12 protein-coding genes and 1 tRNA gene are annotated in these 15,241 nt (G+C 44.9%); 7 read left to right on the forward strand and 6 right to left on the reverse strand.

The genetic code is table 11. From position 1 onward, the window contains the following. Window positions 1–248: 248 nt before the first annotated feature. A complete protein-coding gene (locus B4240_RS04430; RefSeq protein ID WP_296237028.1) occupies window positions 249–1,310 on the reverse strand; it encodes a pyridoxal phosphate-dependent aminotransferase in 1,062 nt (353 codons plus the stop codon). Window positions 1,311–1,489: 179 nt separating this feature from the next. Continuing rightward, window positions 1,490–3,601 (reverse strand): excinuclease ABC subunit UvrB, encoded by a 2,112-nt coding sequence (gene uvrB, locus B4240_RS04435; RefSeq protein WP_296237029.1) that lies wholly within the window; start codon window positions 3,599–3,601, stop codon window positions 1,490–1,492. 488 nt (window positions 3,602–4,089) lie between these two features. Here uvrB and dps point away from each other — a divergent pair, with 488 nt between their 5' ends. Further along, window positions 4,090–4,572, forward strand: coding sequence for a DNA starvation/stationary phase protection protein Dps (dps, locus tag B4240_RS04440; RefSeq protein WP_296237030.1), 483 nt, complete (start codon window positions 4,090–4,092; stop codon window positions 4,570–4,572). A 215-nt stretch (window positions 4,573–4,787) separates the two neighbouring features. Here the strand turns inward: dps and B4240_RS04445 are convergent, their stop codons facing one another. The 3 genes from B4240_RS04445 to B4240_RS04455 all read right to left on the reverse strand — a co-directional run bounded on the left by B4240_RS04445 (window position 4,788) and on the right by B4240_RS04455 (window position 7,533). After that, window positions 4,788–5,516, reverse strand: coding sequence for a DUF2059 domain-containing protein (locus tag B4240_RS04445; RefSeq protein ID WP_296237031.1), 729 nt, complete (start codon window positions 5,514–5,516; stop codon window positions 4,788–4,790). Window positions 5,517–5,584: 68 nt separating this feature from the next. Then, on the reverse strand, window positions 5,585–6,739 hold the full coding sequence (locus B4240_RS04450) for a cation diffusion facilitator family transporter (protein ID WP_296237032.1): 1,155 nt from the start codon (window positions 6,737–6,739) through the stop codon (window positions 5,585–5,587). A gap of 185 nt (window positions 6,740–6,924) precedes the next feature. Next, window positions 6,925–7,533: an acyl-CoA thioesterase gene (locus B4240_RS04455; protein WP_296237033.1), complete on the reverse strand. Its 609-nt coding sequence runs from the start codon at window positions 7,531–7,533 to the stop codon at window positions 6,925–6,927. Window positions 7,534–7,860: 327 nt separating this feature from the next. Between B4240_RS04455 and B4240_RS04460 the strand changes: the two genes are divergently transcribed. The 6 genes from B4240_RS04460 to B4240_RS04485 all read left to right on the forward strand — a co-directional run bounded on the left by B4240_RS04460 (window position 7,861) and on the right by B4240_RS04485 (window position 13,208). Next, window positions 7,861–7,936 (forward strand) — tRNA-Asn (locus B4240_RS04460). Between the two features lie 423 nt (window positions 7,937–8,359). After that, window positions 8,360–9,301 carry an alpha/beta hydrolase gene (locus tag B4240_RS04465; protein WP_296237034.1) on the forward strand — a complete coding sequence of 314 codons (942 nt, stop codon included), beginning with the start codon at window positions 8,360–8,362 and terminating at the stop codon, window positions 9,299–9,301. A gap of 143 nt (window positions 9,302–9,444) precedes the next feature. Further along, window positions 9,445–10,266 (forward strand): 2,3,4,5-tetrahydropyridine-2,6-dicarboxylate N-succinyltransferase, encoded by an 822-nt coding sequence (dapD, locus tag B4240_RS04470; RefSeq protein ID WP_296237035.1) that lies wholly within the window; start codon window positions 9,445–9,447, stop codon window positions 10,264–10,266. Between the two features lie 255 nt (window positions 10,267–10,521). Then, window positions 10,522–11,268, forward strand: a complete 747-nt coding sequence (gene queE / locus B4240_RS04475; protein ID WP_296237036.1) for a 7-carboxy-7-deazaguanine synthase QueE — start codon at window positions 10,522–10,524, stop codon at window positions 11,266–11,268. 99 nt (window positions 11,269–11,367) lie between these two features. Then, window positions 11,368–12,558, forward strand: coding sequence for a multidrug resistance efflux transporter family protein (locus tag B4240_RS04480; RefSeq protein WP_296237037.1), 1,191 nt, complete (start codon window positions 11,368–11,370; stop codon window positions 12,556–12,558). Window positions 12,559–12,572: 14 nt separating this feature from the next. Further along, window positions 12,573–13,208 (forward strand): trimeric intracellular cation channel family protein, encoded by a 636-nt coding sequence (locus B4240_RS04485; RefSeq protein ID WP_296237038.1) that lies wholly within the window; start codon window positions 12,573–12,575, stop codon window positions 13,206–13,208. Between the two features lie 67 nt (window positions 13,209–13,275). On the opposite strand, the gene recJ is transcribed toward B4240_RS04485, so the two are convergent. After that, window positions 13,276–15,129, reverse strand: a complete 1,854-nt coding sequence (gene recJ, locus B4240_RS04490) for a single-stranded-DNA-specific exonuclease RecJ (protein ID WP_296237039.1) — start codon at window positions 15,127–15,129, stop codon at window positions 13,276–13,278. Window positions 15,130–15,241: the final 112 nt, after the last annotated feature.

Consider the following 15,241-nt stretch of genomic DNA (forward strand, 5'->3'; position numbering starts at 1 on the left):
TAAAGCGCATGCAGCTGCTTCACATCATATTAAGCGGCATTTGGTATAATTACAAGTTATCTAACTGCCAAATATTGGTTATCAATCAATACAGATAAAGTGTTATTCTTCAACACTCCTATTGGCTCATTTTAAAATCAGATATGGTTATTTGCTTTAAAAAAAAGGAAGCCGCCCATTAGGCAACTTCTCTTTCTCTTTTTAACAATTAAACTACTTTAATAGTTAAACCATATGGTTTGGCTCACTCATACCCAGCCTTTCTCACGAAACATCCTTAGGGTTTTGATAAATACTGCCATTTCAGCAGGTGTGCCAAGCGTTAAGCGATTAAAGCCAGTAATGGGCGCAAACTCGCGACCGACGGCGATACCATGCTCGCGCATTCTATCGATATAGGTTTGCACATCGCCTTTGATTTCATGAAATATAAAGCTGGCTTGCGATGGTAAATAGCGTAGACCAAGCTCATCGAGTACCTGCTCAACCATCTGGCGCGATTGATTGGTGTTGCGTAAGCTCAGTGCTAAAAACGCCTCATCATCTAAGGTCGCTAGCGCCGCTACCGCCCCTGCTACGTTGGTATTATCGACCGATATAAACGCCTCGAGTTTGGCAATCATTTGCGGGCTTGCGACAGCGTAGCCTACGCGCATACCTGCCAGCGCACACAGTTTTGAGAAAGTGCGAACAACGACAATATTGTCAGAGCGCTGCTCTTTTAACCATGCAATCCCACTCTCAAAACTTGGGTCAGTGACATACTCTGAATAGGCTTCATCTAATAAGAAATAGTGATGCTTCGGCGCCTGCTCTATCCATGCTTTTAATTCGCCCGTAGCGGTAATCGTCGCCGTTGGATTGTTAGGATTGCACAGATAAAACAAGCTGATACCGTCAAAATCATCGGCAGCTTTTTGCATGGCTTGCAAGTCAAAGGCATAGTTCTCAGGCGTCAGCGCTACCTTTACCACTGGCACGTCGATAGAGACGGCGTACATTTCTGCATAAGCAAAGGTTGGATGCGGCACAATTACTTGAAAACCTCTGCCGGCTCTTAAGGCTTGGTTTTGTAGCATTTGTACGACGGTGCGGATATTTTCACTGGAGCCGCTACCCAAAGAGATTTGGCTTTCATTCACGCCGTTGATTTTGGCCACTTTGCTGATTAAAGCGGCACGCTGATCGTCTGGATAACGAAAACCGATGTTTAGCGCATCAATCACAGCTTGCCGAGCCGTATCTGACATGCCGAGTGAGTTTTCGTTAGAGTTTAACTCTAATAAGTTATTAGTAAGATTGGTAAGCACGATAAATAGTACGCCTAATTGCTATTAATTCTCAGACTAGGATAGCAGATATCACGATACATAGTTCACTGCATCAAATATTCTCGGTAGCATAATCCATAAAAAAAGTGAGCGCCAAGCTAGGCCACTCACTTTCCTAAGGTTAAATGCAAACGGTTAAATAAAGCTACCTCATACCATTAAATTAAATGCGCTTTTAATTCCAAGACTTTATCACGCGTTTTCGCAGCCTCTTCAAACTTCAAATCTCGCGACATTTGCTGCATTTGCTTCTCAAGGCGTTTGATTTCTTTGGCGAGCAAATCAGGACTGCGTAAAATACTGATATCGACATCAGGCAAATTGCTTTTCACAGGAATCACTTGATTGTCATTAGCATCAAGGTCTTCACCGGTATCAATTTTATCGGTGATACTACGGTGCGCCCCTTTTGGCGTGATATTATGCTCAAGGTTGAAGGCGATTTGCTTTTCGCGGCGACGGTCGGTCTCCTCTATCGCTTTTTCCATACTGGGCGTAATACGGTCGGCATACAAAATCGCCTTACCGTTTAAATGACGCGCAGCACGGCCAATGGTCTGAATCAAAGAGCGCTCAGAACGTAAAAAGCCTTCTTTATCGGCGTCAAAGATAGCGACGAGTGACACCTCGGGCATATCAAGCCCTTCACGTAAAAGGTTAATGCCGACCAGCACATCATGGACACCCGTTCGTAGCTCATGGATAATCTGCATACGCTCCACCGTATCGATATCCGAGTGTAAATAGGCAACGTTGATGTTGTATTCTTTTAGATAACTGGTCAAGTCTTCTGCCATGCGTTTGGTCAAAGTCGTGATTAAGACGCGCTCATCAAGCTCGCGGCGTTTGGTAATCTCCGACAATACATCATCAACCTGCGTTAATACCGGACGAATTTCAATCTCAGGGTCAATTAAACCGGTTGGGCGCACCACTTGCTCAACCACTTGCTCGCTATGCTCAAGCTCATATTGCGCAGGCGTCGCGCTGACATAAATGGTTTTAGGCTTGATACGCTCCCACTCTTCAAACTTCATCGGGCGGTTATTCATCGCACTTGGCAGACGAAAACCGTAATTGACCAAGTTTTCTTTACGCGATCTATCGCCTTTATACATTGCGCCAATTTGTGAGACCGTCACGTGTGATTCGTCGATAAATAACAACGCATCTTCTGGAACATAATCAAACAAGGTCGGCGGTGCTTCTCCTGACGGACGGCCAGAGAGATGCTGCGAGTAGTTTTCAATACCGTTACAGTAGCCAAGCTGCTGAATCATCTCAAGGTCATACTGGGTACGCTCTTTAAGACGCTGCGCTTCAACCAATTTATTATTGTCACGGAAATACTCCAGACGCGGCTCAAGCTCCTCGCGAATGGTATGGCTAGCCGCCTCTAAGCGGTTACGCGGCGTTACATAATGCGATTTTGGATAAATGGTAATACGCGGCACGCTACGAACCGTTTTGCCTGTTAAAGGATCAAACCAAGTAATTTTCTCCACTTCATCATCAAACAGGTGCACGCGCACCGCTAGCTGTTCAGATTCCGCAGGATAAATGTCTAATAGCTCACCGCGTAAGCGATAGGTGCCGCGGCCAAAATCTAACTCATTACGGTTATATTGCATTTCAACCAAACGCTTAATGGTCGCGGTCCGATCGATTTTGTCACCGACGACGACATGCAGCAGCATTTTTAGGTAGCTTTCTGGATCGCCCAAACCATAAATGCAAGATACCGAAGCCACAATAATCGCATCACGGCGCTCAAGCAGCGCCCGCGTCGCTGATAGGCGCATTTGGTCAATATGGTCGTTGATGGCGCTGTCTTTTTCGATAAAGGTATCGCTGGCAGCAACATAGGCCTCAGGCTGGTAATAATCGTAATAACTGACGAAATACTCAACGGCGTTATTGGGAAAAAACGCTTTAAATTCACCATATAACTGCGCGGCAAGGGTTTTATTGTGCGCCATAATAATGGTTGGACGTTGGCATTCAGCGATAACCTTGGCCATGGTATACGTCTTACCAGAACCGGTCACACCCAATAATAGCTGCTCATCCATGCCTGAGTTGATGCCTTTGACCAACTTTTCGATTGCTTGTGGTTGATCGCCTGCCGGCTCAAAGTCGGTGACCATCTCAAAGGCGCGGCTTGATATTTGCGTACCAGACGCATTGACACCACTGATTTCAGCTTCGCCCTGTAGCTGAGTGGCCAATTGGTTTAACTGACGCGACGAGCGCGGTTCAGGCATTCGCATAATAGCTTTCTTCCTGGTATTTATAAATGGTTATAAGAGGTTAGGTTTATAACAATATGGGGTCTAAAGTACAGTTTTTAAAGGATAATTGCGCGGTTTATCCCATGGCTTTCCCTCTGCTCGACTGCCTATCTAAAAATTAAAATAAGCGTAAATTGGCCATCCTCTCAAATCTAAAGTAATGCTACAAAACTTATTATTCTAAAGCGGCTACTATTAAATCAGCGCTTATTATTTATAAAAAACGCACAGAATGGCAATTAGCTTTACAAAGCTTTTCATGATTAACAAAGTCATTACACGACCACTTAACAAAGCCTAAAACATAGGGGTTCAATCACTTTGATAAGTTGCTATGATGAGTACTGAGTTAATGAGTACTGAATTAATTAGCAGGCAGCATGGATGAGTAAGCGATAAGTACAATCAACAACATGCTTAAAAGTTAATCCAACATCTAATAAAAACTTAAAATAATGGAGAAAATTATGAGAGAACGTTACGCAAGTGGTATCGATGATGAAACAGCTAAAAAAATGGTCGATCTATTAAATTCTAATTTAGCGAATTTGATTGATTTGAGTATGGACAGTAAACAGTGCCATTGGAATTTACAAGGTACTGGTTTTATTGGTGTTCATCAGTTATTGGATGAAACTTATGAGCGTCTGACTGAGGCGTTTGACACCGTTGCAGAACGTATCGTTATCCTTGGTGGTAAAGCCAACGGTATCTCTAAGCGTGTCGTTGAAGACTCTATCTTAGAGACTTATCCAACCGATATCACAGAAGTTGATGAGCATGTTCGCGAGCTTACCAATCGTTATAAAACCATTGCAGCGTCGCTACGTGAAGGTATTGACACAGCTGGTGATGCGGGTGATGAAGACACTGCTGACCTCTTGACAGAAGTAAGCCGTATCATCGATAAAGATGCTTGGTTTATTGGTGCTAATGCGCCAAAGAAATAAAAAGAGATAAGACGCGTTAAATGAGTTTATCAATAAACGTTATTTAGAAACGTTATTTAAATAAGTTTAAAAAGGTCACTTATATGGTGACCTTTTTTATGCCTAAAAACTTTCGTATTTGATTGAAACTATATCCTCAAGAAATTAACTTTAAAAACAAGCGTTAAGCCTAACCCTTAAAATTAGGCTTTAAAACAGCCCTTAAAATAGCCACGCTAAAAAACGCCTTTAATAATCCGCTTCATCTGTGGTAACAGCTCGCTTAACTGCGCTTCGGTTTTGCTGGTATCGTCAGGCAAGGATTGCTGTAAAAAAGCCGCCGTGATTTGCGGCTGTTTGGCAAGGATACTTTGTCCCACCGCCGTATCATAAAATTTAATTTGGGCATCAACTTCAGCCTGTGTATAGTAGGTCTTGGCTGCACTGATGTAAGCCTGCGTCAAGGTTTGCGCGTCAGCGGCATTACCGATGCCATTAGTCATAATTTTGGCGTATTGACCCAATACGCCTTGGATTTGCTCTTGTAACTCGCGCTGATGCTTGTTTAACCGCTTATCGTTTACTGGCTGACCACTGCTTTGCGCCTGATTTTTTGTTTGCGTATTAATGGCGTCGATAGCCGCTTGTTGGCCATCGACGATAGCTTGGATTTGCTCATCAATGTGCATGACTTGCATAAGCTTGATGATAGAAACGTCAGTCGGAGCTTGCTTGCTAGTAACGGGCTGATTGTTAATAGTATTAGCATCGCTGACGGGCGCCGCGGCTTGTTTGTTTTGATTAGACGGCTTAGCTTGTTTAGGCGCATTGTGAATGGTCAATTCGGCATTGGCTGATATCATAGTGCCTGACATCAGCGTTGCCACAACCAAAGTGAGTAATGGATTGATACTAGTAGGACGCCGATTGGTATTTTTTTTAGCAGATTTAAGATAATTTTTCATAGCGGGCTCTTATTATTATACGTGGCAGTTATTTATTATCAGGCAGACTATTTTAAGCGCCATGCTCTTTAAGAACACTGGTCATCTGGCAGACGTAAAACTTCAGCATTAGGCACTGATAACGTCAAAATAGCTTCTTGAAATAGTGGATTGGCGCGAAACTGATTTTCAATGTCTTCAAATTTTTGCGCGATTTGCTTTTCTTGTTGGTCACCAGCAATATCGACCGCTGCTACCATAAAGATTTTTTTGGGACCAGCCCACTCCAAGTGCAAGTAAGAGACGCTATCAATATCGGGATGATTCAGCAGCTCCGTTAATATATAGCAGTGGGTTTTTTCTGAAACTTTATAGCCAACCAAAAAGTCGCGATTGCGGTTGATTAAAAAGATAGCAACCATACCAAGTAGTATGCCAACGACGATAGAACCAAGGGCGTCCCAAAATGGCTCGCCCGTATAGGCGTGCATGCCCATCGCTGCCGCTGCTACCACCAAACCGATGACCGCTGCCAAGTCCTCAAAGAACACGCCGCGCAAAGTTGGATTCGAGGTATTAACAACATAACCTAAGGCGCTGACATTGATGGCCTCGCCATGCTTTTTACTTTGTAAATAGGCCTGTACCAGCGAGAAGCCCTCAAGCACAAAAGCCACCGCTAAAATAATAAAACCAATGGTGTAATTGGTTTCGGTTTCGGGCGCATTCCATTCGGTGATACCGGTATAAATGGAAACAATCGAGCCTGCCATAAAGACGCCAAAAGCTGCAATCATCGACCACACATACGACTCTTTACCATAGCCTAATGGATGACTTTGATCGGCAGGCTTGACCGCTTTTTTCTCCGCCACAATCAGCAAAGTACCGTTGCCCGCGTCCGCCCAAGAGTGCGCCGACTCCGCTATCATAGAAGCAGAGCCGGTCATAAATGCCGCAATCGTTTTAGCAATGGCAATAATAACGTTTGCCCCGACCGCAATTAGGACGGTAACCAGCGACGAAGATTTCTTATCTTCTTCATTGGTTGTAGTATTGGAGGCATCAGCAAAACCAAGCGCAGTATTCATACCATCTTTGGTCATATTATTATTTTTTATAGCACTGGCATCTTTTGTAAGATCGGTATTAGGACGCGCACCACCGCCGCGAGTACGAAAGGCTTGCGGCGCTGGCTGGTCTTTAGAAGGGGTTGTCGATGATTCGGGAGTTTTTGAACTCATATGAGTCTCAATAAATGGTTTATATAATGTATTAAAGTAGCCAAACACGACAGGCAAGTAATAAAAGTTAACTGTCTATATTCGGCTTATTTATCATTGAATTTAACCACAAACTTACCGATGGTCAGTAATGTTTTCGTGAGACTTTGTTTAAGTATTGCTGACTTTGATGGTTAATACGCGTCCTACTGGGTATTTTTATGCTGTGAAAGCTCGCCAATCATGTCGTTCTCAGCGACGTTTTTATCGGTCATCTTGCTAGCGCCCAAACTTTCACCAATCATCTGATTGATATCGCAGCTCGGACGATGTGAGCTTTGCATGCGCAGCTCTTTACGCGCTAAGCCTGCCTCAAAACGGCACTGCTGCATCTCATTTTTAATCTCAAGCGCGGGAACAGGCGTCGGTTTGCCGTTATCATCAATCGCCACCATGGTAAAATAGCAGCTATTGGTATGGCGAATCGTACGGGCGCGAACGTCCTCGGCTTCCACCCGAATGCCCACTTCCATAGACGTTCTACCGACGTAGTTGATACTGGCGGCAAAGGTCACCAACTCTCCGACGTAAATGGGCTCGCGAAACATCACTTGGTCGACCGATAGCGTCACCACATAGCTACCACTGTAACGACTGGCGCAAGCATAAGCGACTTGGTCGAGCATCTTGAGCAAATCGCCACCATGGACGTTGCCAATAAAATTTGCCATGTCTGGCGTCATCAGCACCGACATGTATAATTCATGGTTTAAAGGCGCACTTTTGGCCGTAGAGCTGGTATTGTATTGCGACATAATATTCCTTAGCGTTATCGAAAAACCTATTCATTTTAAATATCTGTTATACAGCAGGCATTGGCAAATCGCAAATAGAGACCTTAGAATAAGCGTAGGAGAGATATTTTATTTATATGGCTAGGGTTGTTTATGATTGCTTTAGCCCTGTCTTTGCGCTAAAAACCTTGTAAATGTTTTTATCTTCCAAGTAAAAACGCAATCTTTCTAAAATCTGCAAAAAAAAGCTTGACGTATTTTTTATCTTTGCTAGAATACGCCCCACTTAGCAAGAACTCATTAGAGGCTTCTAAGCTCGCAGTAAGCAATGTAACACTTACCACTTATTCTCCAATAGCTCAGTTGGTAGAGCAACGGACTGTTAATCCGTGTGTCCCTGGTTCGAGCCCAGGTTGGAGAGCCATATTTTAGTCGTAAATTTTTTGAATCCACTTGATTCGATTATGGCATTTGCCAAGACCCTCATCACTTTGATGGGGGTTTTTTTATGGCTGTGGTTTTTTATTTCATAAACTTATAAGTCATAAAATCGGCCCAATCTTGCCAGCTACTGGTCTGTACTGATAGTTAAAATAGTGCGTCAACACACGTCATACAAGCAAATAGGAGTTTATCCCGCCCCATCAACCGCCAAAAACACTCAAAACATAAAATGAAAGCATTTTAACGCAGACTATTGTACGATAACCACGAATAGGCAAAAAATTGACCACGTAAAGCTTGGCGATTAAATTGTTCGCCCCTATTACTTATCTTTATAATAAAACTTGCATCTTTATATACCTTCTTTGTTTTTGAGCCTTCATCATTTAAGGACTGGTTTTTTATGAGCAACACCGAACACATTACCTCGTCTGACAACATTCACTATTTGCATCACAATTTTTTTGAGCCAAGCGACAACTCTAAAGCCGTTACTGCCACTTTATTGATTGTGCATGGCATGGCAGAGCACAGCGGGCGCTATGCAGAATTTGCCCAGTTTTTAGCAGATAAGGGTATTGCAGTTGCCACGTACGATCAGCTTGGTCATGGACAGACCGTTAAATCAGCCGATGAATTGGGATTTTTTGCTGACGAGCATCCCGTGCAGTCGCTATTAAAAGACGTTATTATCATGGCAGACAGCCTAAAGGCGCGCCATCCTGACGTGCCGCATTTTATCCTGGGTCACTCGATGGGCTCGTTTATCGTGCGCAACGTCCTCAAGCACCATGCGCAGAATTTTACTGGTGCTATCTTAATGGGCACCGCTGATGCCAATCCATTGACCAAAGTGCTACTACCGATCAATAAAATACTGGCAAAAGTGGCGCCTAGAAAGCCAAACCCAGTTTTTGCCAATGTGATGAATAAGGTACTTAACAGCAAGCTTGATAATCGTCTCTCTTCTTCAGAATTTGCTTGGTTAAGTGCAGACCCCGCCGCTGTCGAAGCCTATGAAGCCGACCCATTGACGGGTTTTGACTTTACTAATAATGGTTTTTTAACTTTATTTACCCTCATGGAGACCGGTCTGAATAAGAAATGGGCGACGACCATTGCTAAAGATTTTCCCATGTTATTGATCAGCGGTGAGAACGATCCTATTGGTGATATGGGTAAAGGCATCCGCAACGTTGCCAGCCGTTTAGAAAAACAGAACTTTCGCAATATCACGCTACAGCTTTATTCACACATGCGCCATGAACCGCTCCATGAACAGGACAAAGCGCTGGTTTATCAGGACATCTTAGACTGGTTAAAAAGCCATACTTTAGGTGATTAAGACAATTATTGATAGCAGCATGGCCGCTCCACTGCCCTTGTTTGCTAACATTCGCTAAATTAGCGGCAATACTGTAAGCTTTTTATAAGTGACCACACTTATTACCATCATTTTATTTACCTTTACCAATTTTAGGAATATTTATGACATTGCAACAAACCATCGAACAAGCCTTTGAAAATCGTAACGACTATAGCCCTGCAACCATGCCACAAGACGTACGTGACGCCATCAACGAAGTGCTTGAGCAATTAGACAATGGTAGCCTACGCGTTGCTGAGAAGAAAGATGGCGAATGGGTGGTCAACCAGTGGGCTAAAAAAGCGGTTTTATTATCGTTTCGTTTAAACGACAACTATGTCCAAGCGGCGGGCGAACACGTGCAGTTCTACGACAAGGTGCCAACGAAGTTTGCCAATTGGACAGAAGCGCAATTTAAAGAAGCAGGCGTGCGCGTTGTACCACCAGCAGTTGCTCGTAAAGGTTCCTACATCGCAGCTGGTGCCGTCTTGATGCCATCGTATGTCAATATTGGCGCTTACGTCGACCAAGGAGCAATGGTAGATACGTGGGCAACGGTTGGTTCATGCGCGCAAATCGGCAAAAATGTGCATTTATCAGGCGGCGTTGGTATCGGCGGCGTTTTAGAGCCTTTGCAAGCAAATCCAACGATTATCGAGGACAACTGCTTTATCGGGGCGCGCTCTGAAATCGTTGAAGGCGTGATTATAGAAGAAGGCGCCGTTATCTCTATGGGCGTCTACATCGGTCAGTCAACGCGCATTTATGACCGCGAAACCGGCGAGATTCATCGCGGCCGTGTGCCGGCCGGTTCAGTGGTTGTGCCGGGCAGCTTACCTTCAGAAGATGGGACGCATAGTTTGTACGCCGCTATCATCGTAAAAAAAGTCGATGCGCAAACCCGGGCAAAAACCTCTGTCAATGAGTTATTACGGTTAGCCTAGCTTTTTGGTGATTAAGTTTTGGTTATTATTTGCCTTATTTTTATCATAAAAGATGCTGGGTTTTTATCATAAAAGATGTTGGGGTTGACTCCAGCATCTTTTTTCATACCTTATGGCAGTTTAAACCAAATCTTTACGTTATAATCTTTGTCTCTTTGGACGCTGACATGCCTAGTGTTAGATAGATTATTAAACCTTTTTTATTTGATAAACGCTCGATAGCGTTATCAAAATTTAACCGTATTTGAAACCGTTATGTCTGAGCTTTTACTACGCACCGCCGCGATTCCTGTCACCGACCCTGAAGCCGGGTTACGTGTGACCGAGATTTTTTATTCTTTGCAAGGTGAGGCGCTAACCTCAGGCTTGCCGACGATATTTGTGCGCTTGACCGGCTGTCCGCTGCGCTGTGTTTATTGCGATACCGAGTACGCCTTTAGTGGCGGTGAACGTCAATCGCTAGAAGCCATTATCACTACCATCAAAAGCTATCCGTGTAAACGTATTTGCCTAACCGGCGGCGAGCCGTTAGCACAGCCAAATGCCATTGAATTAATGCAGCGTTTGCTAGATGATGGCTATGAAATTTCGCTTGAAACCGCAGGGGCGCTGACGGTAGAAAATGTGCCGCCTGCGGTAAGTAAAGTCATGGATCTTAAAACGCCAAGCTCGGGTGAAGTCGATAAGAATCTTTGGTCAAATCTTAACTATCTTACGCCGCACGACCAAATCAAATTTGTCATTATGAATCGCGCCGATTATGAGTGGGCAAAGGCAGCACTGTTTGAGCATCAACTTGATAAATTGGTCGGGACGGTTTGGTTTTCACCGATGTTTACTGTCGCAGAAGATATCAGTGCAGCCGCTACTGAGGAAGTGAGCAGCCCTGAGGTGCCCGTCTTGGCACGCGAGCTTGCGCAGTGGATACTAACCGATGCCCTTCCCGTTCGTTTTCAATTACAATTACATAAAATCATTTGGGCAGACGCCAAAGGCAAATAACTGTCTAAAATCTGCATAAATGATGTCCATAAACAGGTTAGATGGACAACTCAAATACACACTCTGAATAAATAACCAGCCGACTGCAAGGACGCATACATGGTCAAACTGATTTTATTGGGCTTATTGGCGGGGGCGTTTTTTAGCTCGACATTTATTTTAAATGAGCTGATGAGTAATGCTGGCGGTCACTGGTTTTGGTCGGCAAGCCTACGCTATGTCTTTATGTGGCTGATTATCACCGTTCTTATTTGCATGCAACATGGCTTTGGCCGGATTAAAGAGCTTACGGCTATCTTTCAGCAGCATTGGGGTTTTTGGTGTATTACTGGCAGTATTGGCTTTGGTGTTTTTTATACCGGCATTTGCTATGCTGGCGACCACGTCGCAGGCTGGGTGGTTGCCGCCACCTTTATGTTTACCGTCGTGACCAGTTTGCTTGTCCTTTTGGCATTTGGGCAACGCTTCGATAAAAAGTTTATTATTTATGCGCTACTGGTCTTTATCGGGGTAGTTTTGGTTAACGTCAGCGAAGGCTTGCGCGCTTCTGCTCTAGCCGATATTGACAGCGCGCCGATGGCAGAAATGCTGCTTTACGGTGCGCTGCCCGCGCTGATTGCCGCCTTTAGTTACCCCATCGGTAATCAGTTGGTGTGGCAAGTGTCGCACAATTCTCGCAAACGCAATGCTAGTGAAGACACTGCTCTTAAAAATAAGGCTGAGCTGCAGCAAGCACGAGAAATTAAAAAACCTGATAGTGAACAAAGTCATCACGTGAATACCAACCAGCCGCTTATCTCAGAAGCTTACGATTTAGCTGCTGCCTCTAGCGCTGCGGACAGCAATGTTGCCTTAAATGCCAGTAGCGCTATTCATGCTAAACCAACTTCTGCCTTGCAAAATCTGATTGCGCGCATTCCTGCTATCGAGACGACCCTTCTACAAAACGCCTTTAATAAAGTCTGGCTTATGACCCTCGGTAGTTTGCCATTTTGGTTAATTTTAGGTTTGCTCGTGCGCCCTGAACTGCCTAAAACTACGCAGTTATTTAATACCTTGCTAGTGGCATTGTTGGCTGGAGTGGCAGCAACCAGCATCTTCTTATATGCGCGTGAACAGGCGGTGACCTCAAGTGAAGTAGCGGGTGTTGATTCTACCCAAGCCAGCGAGGTCATTTTTGCCTTAATTGGCGGTATATTATTGTTAAATAATGCCATACCATCAGCGATGGGGTTGGCCGGCATCGGGCTGATTATGCTGGGGCTGATATTATTTGCAAAAGACGGTTGAGGCTAAAATAATTCATGATGAATCACTTTATTTTTCCTGATATTCTGCTGTATTTATTAGATATGGTTGGCGTCATTGCCTGCGCCATCGCGGGTACTTTACTTGCACAGCATAAAGGCTTTGATATTGCCGGCTGTATCTTGGTTTCGATGGTCAATGCTATTGGCGGCGGTACCTTACGTGACATAGCGCTCGATCGCCATCCGCTATTTTGGATGACTGATCTTAACTATGTCATCGTCATCACCCTCACCTCCCTTATTCTACAAATTTTCTTTCATCTGTATCATAAGATTGATAAAGCGCTTAAATTCTTTGATGCGATTGGTTTGGCAGCCTTTAGTGTCATCGGTTTTAAAGTGGCTTTGGCGCAAGATATGTCGCCGATTATCGCGGTTATGATGGGGGTTTGGACGGCGATTATTGGTGGATTATTGCGTGATATTATCTGTAATGAGATACCTTTGCTGCTACAGCGCGAGATTTATATCACCGCCAGTATTGCAGGGTCTTTAACCTATTTGGCGCTTGATTATTTGGGCCTTGATGCGATGACCAATGAATTTGTGATGCTGTTTGTTATCTTTGCCGTGCGTATGCTAGCGCTTAAATTCGATTGGCACCTGCCCTCTATTCGTTTGGTGGATTAATGCCGCAGCATAGAGCTATCAACGCCTAGCAACTATTAGCACCCTTACTTTAAGCAGTACTAACCTGCTATCTTTCTGCTACCGTCTCTTTTACCAGCGCCAAATCTTTGACCATCAACTGTAGGCTTTGTTTGCCGTTCCACTCGTTAATGTCTAGCTGAAACAGTAAATGCACTTTTTCGGCGCGGTAATCCCAAGCGCTGCTATCAAAATTGAACTGAATTGCCTCAATTGGATATTGTACGCCAGGATAACGCAGCGATAGTTTAAGATGCTTATCCTTTAATATCTTAAAGCTTAGCACCTCAAAGACGCCGTCAAATATCGGCGGCGCAAAGCCATGACCCCAAATACTGGCATTGGTTAAATGCTCTGCAAACCATAAGCTAAAATCCTCTGCTTGCAGCGCGCCATCGGTAAATTTTTGCTCGGCAAATACTTCCTCATCCATCTGCGTCATCACTTCGTTAAACGCGATCACAAAGTCATCAAAGTTACGGCGTTTAATCGTTAAACCTGCCGCCATGGCATGACCACCAAAATGGCTAATGAGATTAGGATGCCGCTCGGCCACTTGCTCAATCGCATCGCGAATATGCACGCCTGCAATAGAGCGCGCCGAGCCTTTGATGGCGTCGTCATCATCTGTACGCTCTGTATCGGCTGGGGCAAAGACAATACTCGGTAGGTAATGGCTTTCTTTTAAACGCCCAGCGACGATACCGATGACACCTTGATGCCAATCGTCTTGATATAAAATAATGCTGCGGTTTTGATGGTTAACCGTTTGTTTCTCAGCTTTAGGCTGGATAAGATTTTCACCGCTCTCATCAGTTCTATTAATAACATCAGCAGTATTCACCTCACGATTGTTTTCAGCAGCAGCTAACGCTTGCACAATGCCATCCGCTTGCGCGCGCATCTCGCCTTCGACATGACGGCGCGTACGGTTAAGCTGTTCAAGCTCTTGCGCCAAACGCTGCGCCGTACTCCAGTCATCGGTTAATAAGCATTCGATACCGATGCGCATATTATCCATGCGCCCAGCGGCATTGATACGCGGACCTAAAACAAAACCAAAGTCCTGCGCCTGTAACTGCTTGGGGTCGCGGCCCGCTTGCTCAAGCAGCGCCAATATACCAAGCGAGCAGCGCCCTTGACGAATGGCATTTAGTCCATGATGAACTAAAATACGATTGTTTTTATCAAGTACGCCCACATCGGCAATCGTCCCAAGCGCCACCAAGTCCAAATATTGGCTCACTTGTACGCTAGACTTGCCCGCTTCGCGGCGCAGTTTTGCCAAGCGACCCAGCACATAAAACGCCACGCCAACACCGACCAATGCTTTACTGCTAAAATTGCAGCCAAGCTGATTAGGATTGACCACCGCTTCGGCGGGCGGCGTCTCTTTGGTAGTCAGGTGATGGTCAGTGATAATGACCGTAATGCCATCAGCCTGCGCACGCGCGACGCCATCGTGGCTTGAGATACCATTGTCGACAGTCACTATCACGTCTGGATGATAGGTCTTGATACCCAATTCAACGATTTCAGGCGTTAGCCCGTAGCCATATTTAAAACGGTCAGGCACTAAGAAATCAACGACCGCGCCCATCTTGGTCAGCGCACGCATCATTAATGCTGTGCTGGTTGCGCCATCACAATCAAAATCACCCACGATTAAGATACGTTGCCCCGCATCAATGGCGACATCTAATAAACGTACCGCTTCCGTGATGCCATGCAGCATCTCGGCCGGCAATAAACCGGACAAGCCTGTTTCAAGCTCATCAGGCGCAGTGATACCGCGACCCGCATAAAGCCTAGCAAGGGTCAATGACTGGGCGGCAAGAGGTTGCAACGCGGCGGGCAACTCGTCAATGCGAGTGCTGGGATAACGAAGGGTTAAATTTAGCATGAGGCTATTCTACTGGCTTTGGCAGGTGGTCACAACGGGAATTTTTACCACTAGCGTTTGGGTTTAGCATTTGCTTAAACATATCCTATGACCTAGGGCGTGTCATCAATTA

Source organism: Psychrobacter sp. UBA5136, assembly GCF_002414005.1.
GTDB lineage: Bacteria > Pseudomonadota > Gammaproteobacteria > Pseudomonadales > Moraxellaceae > Psychrobacter.